Source organism: Halomonas sp. AOP30-A1-24 (genome assembly GCF_052378165.1).
GTDB lineage: Bacteria > Pseudomonadota > Gammaproteobacteria > Pseudomonadales > Halomonadaceae > Vreelandella > Vreelandella citrativorans.
In genome coordinates, this window is sequence record NZ_JBQSXL010000062.1 from 1 (window position 1) to 3,014 (window position 3,014).

Below are 3,014 nucleotides of genomic sequence, written 5' to 3' on the forward strand. Positions count from 1 at the left end.
GAGATAAATACCGATGATCGAATCACCCAGGACGTCTTCTACGACTAACTGTGCCTGTATTGCTTCGTTTGTTATCTCTGGGATAGTCATATCCAGAATCTACTCTTGATCTAACGCCCACAACAGGCGCCTGCCACAAGCATTGATTGGCTATGCAGGGTGATCGCTTATCAGCCGCCCATACATTGCCGAGTCAGAGACGATACCATTGACCTCCCAACGCTGCCTTAGAACCCCTTCTCGAGCAAATCCAAGATTCTCTAGCGCTTTCGCAGAAGATTGATTGTCTGGGTCGATCTCTGCTTCAATTCTCCGAAGTCCCAATGAGTTGAACCCGTACTGAATCAACGCCTCTCCCGCCTCGCATACATAGCCTTTACCCCAACAAGAACGGCCTAACCCAAAACCGATCTCGGCTCGTTTGGATTCCTTGTCGTAGCTAAATAGCATGCACTTGCCAGCTAACTCGCCTGTAGACTTCAGATACACACCAAGTACAAGTGACTCTTGACGCTGCATCGAATCGTGGCTGTCATTAATGAATTCAAGTGAATCCTGAATCGTTGCCCAGGGAGCAGTATGCCAATACCGCATGACCTCAGGATCAGCAAAAATTTCCAGTAAACTATCCGCGTCACCTGTTACTAACGGTTTAATGGTCAATCGCTCGGTCTCAATCACCGGAAAAAATAGTTTTTGTGTCATTAATATCTCCATGCTTACACATAACAGCGATGATGCAGCTGCCTTGGTTAAGGGTCATTCCTCTTGTTTCCTGGGCTCTGTTGACGTTTCGACAATAAGATTTAGCCAGGCAGGGGGCAAGTTCACAGCATAAAGGTTCCTACGCCAATAGATGGCGCGCTTGCCGTGCCCCGGCTGACACCCAGGATGAACACAGGACGAAGCTGAAACCTATCCCGCTTCAATCATGGACTTAACACCATGAACGACCGAACATGGCGTTGGACGGAATAACTATTAAAGAACAGGAAGCCATGACTTCCTGACGCACTCTACCTATCAGCTCAATTATAAATAGCGGGATTACCACGCATGAGACTCAAGCAACGTACAGCACTCATTACCGGCGGGGCCAGCGGCATCGGGCTGGCAACGGCTGAGCGTTTTCTTTCCGAAGGCGCGAGCGTGGCACTGCTAGACCGGGATAGCCATGCGCTCGCCAGGGAGTGCGCCCGGCTTGAGCGCGAAATTGGCCGCCCTGTCCTGGGCGTGGAAGCCGATGTAGCTGACACGACCGCGATAAATCACGCGGTCGCGGAGGTTGGCAACGCCTTGGGCCGAATCGATATTGTGATCAATGCCGCTGGCGTTAACGTTTTCTCAGACCCGCTCGAAACCGATGAAGCCACTTGGCGGCGTTGCCTATCGATCAATCTGGAAGGCGCGTGGCGGGTCATTCAGGCTGCGCTACCTGGCATGCTGGCCCGCGAATATGGTCATATCGTCAACATCGCTTCAGTTCACGGGCACAAGATTATTCCCGGCGCCTTTCCGTACCCGGTCGCCAAGCACGGCCTGATCGGTCTGACCCGGTCACTGGGCATCGAATATGCGGCGCGTGGCATCCGCGTTAACTCTATCTCACCCGGTCTGATTCGCACGCCGCCCGCACAAGCCTGGCTGGACGGCCTGAGCGAAGCCGAACGTCAACACCAGATAGATCTGCTGCCGTGCCAGCGCATCGGTGAGGCCGATGAGGTCGCCAACACGGCGCTTTTTCTAGCCAGCGACGAAGCACGTTTTATCAATGCCACCGACATTCTGATGGATGGCGGCCGCAGCCAAGTCTACCACTCGTAACGCGGTACCTAACTAGCCACCTTCGGCGGCGATGGAAATACGACATAGGCGGGGCTCGCGGTGCAGTTTGCCGTGCTCATGACGCTTGGGCGGTTGGGGCGGTACCAGCCCGGGGGATAAATCGACTCGGGCCGTTGAATGATCAAGCGCCCCAAGCACAACGTCTGATTGGTGTTAAAGCAGGCGCGTGAGTAGAAAGTTGTTGTCTACCGCCCTTCCATGTACGACAATCTGTACAGTACAACATTGCGTACAGGAGTATTATTATGGATGCTATTAGCTATACCGCCGCCCGAAGCCACTTGGCCAAGACCATGGAGCAAGTCTGCGAAGATCATTCACCTGTCATCATCACGCGCAGCAAGGCACCTTCGGTGGTCATGCTTTCGCTGGAAGATTATGAGGCGCTACAGGAAACCGCTTACCTACTGCGTTCACCCCACAACGCGCGCCGTTTGATCGACGCCATGGCCGAGCTGGAACAAGGTGGTGGCCAAGAGAAGGAGCTGCTGGAGTGAGGCTCATCTTTGCCGAGAATGCCTGGGAAGACTACTTGTACTGGCAGAAAACCGACAAGAAGATTCTCGGCCGCATCAATAAGCTAATCAAAGAGATTCAGCGGCAGCCGTTCGAGGGCGTAGGCAAACCCGAACCACTCAAACACGGCTTTTCCGGCTACTGGTCTCGACGAACCAACGACGAACATCGGATTGTTTACAAGGTGGCGGATGATGCGCTACTAATTGCGCAGCTTCGGTATCATTATTGATTCATGGTAAATAACGCCGAAGCGCAGGTGAAGCGAAGCGGAACAGCGGTCAACTGCAGCAACTTGTTAGCTTTTACCAATGTATTCTTTAGCACACAGACCAACGAACCTACGCCCAGGATTCTGACCGTTAATCCACTCATCAACGGAGAATAGCTCAAACAATCCAACTTTAATCAAGGTCGGTACTGCGGTCTTCAACTGCTCTTCTACCTCGCCACGCTCACCTGAGTTGTATAAAGCGACATTGCGGAGCATTGTGGCAACCGTACCTGTTTGTACCTTACTTCCATCTTTAAGGGTTACAGCGGGGAGCTCTTCTCCTTCGGCCACAATCTTTTTATTGATCGAACCAAGTTGCTCGGTATTCTCTGGTGAACCTTCGGACATCTCTATCTCCTTCAATAATTTTTGCAATAAC

5 protein-coding genes are annotated in these 3,014 nt (G+C 52.4%); 3 read left to right on the forward strand and 2 right to left on the reverse strand.

The features are described 5' to 3' along the window. Nucleotides 1-150: 150 nt before the first annotated feature. On the reverse strand, nucleotides 151-705 hold the full coding sequence (locus ACT3TJ_RS17755) for a GNAT family N-acetyltransferase (protein ID WP_444622806.1): 555 nt from the start codon (nucleotides 703-705) through the stop codon (nucleotides 151-153). A gap of 351 nt (nucleotides 706-1,056) precedes the next feature. Here ACT3TJ_RS17755 and ACT3TJ_RS17760 point away from each other — a divergent pair, with 351 nt between their 5' ends. The 3 genes from ACT3TJ_RS17760 to ACT3TJ_RS17770 all read left to right on the forward strand — a co-directional run bounded on the left by ACT3TJ_RS17760 (nucleotide 1,057) and on the right by ACT3TJ_RS17770 (nucleotide 2,593). Continuing rightward, entirely contained in the window at nucleotides 1,057-1,824 is a 768-nt protein-coding gene (locus ACT3TJ_RS17760) for an SDR family oxidoreductase (RefSeq protein ID WP_444622805.1), read from the forward strand. Between the two features lie 266 nt (nucleotides 1,825-2,090). Further along, a complete protein-coding gene (locus ACT3TJ_RS17765; protein WP_444622804.1) occupies nucleotides 2,091-2,342 on the forward strand; it encodes a type II toxin-antitoxin system Phd/YefM family antitoxin in 252 nt (83 codons plus the stop codon). Next, on the forward strand, nucleotides 2,339-2,593 hold the full coding sequence (locus ACT3TJ_RS17770) for a Txe/YoeB family addiction module toxin (RefSeq protein ID WP_444622803.1): 255 nt from the start codon (nucleotides 2,339-2,341) through the stop codon (nucleotides 2,591-2,593). The genes ACT3TJ_RS17765 and ACT3TJ_RS17770 overlap by 4 nt, the downstream gene beginning before the upstream one ends. Nucleotides 2,594-2,659: 66 nt before the next feature. Here ACT3TJ_RS17770 and ACT3TJ_RS17775 read toward each other — a convergent pair. Further along, nucleotides 2,660-3,014 (reverse strand): DUF7709 family protein (locus ACT3TJ_RS17775; protein WP_444622802.1); only part of this gene is annotated, 355 nt, incomplete at its 5' end.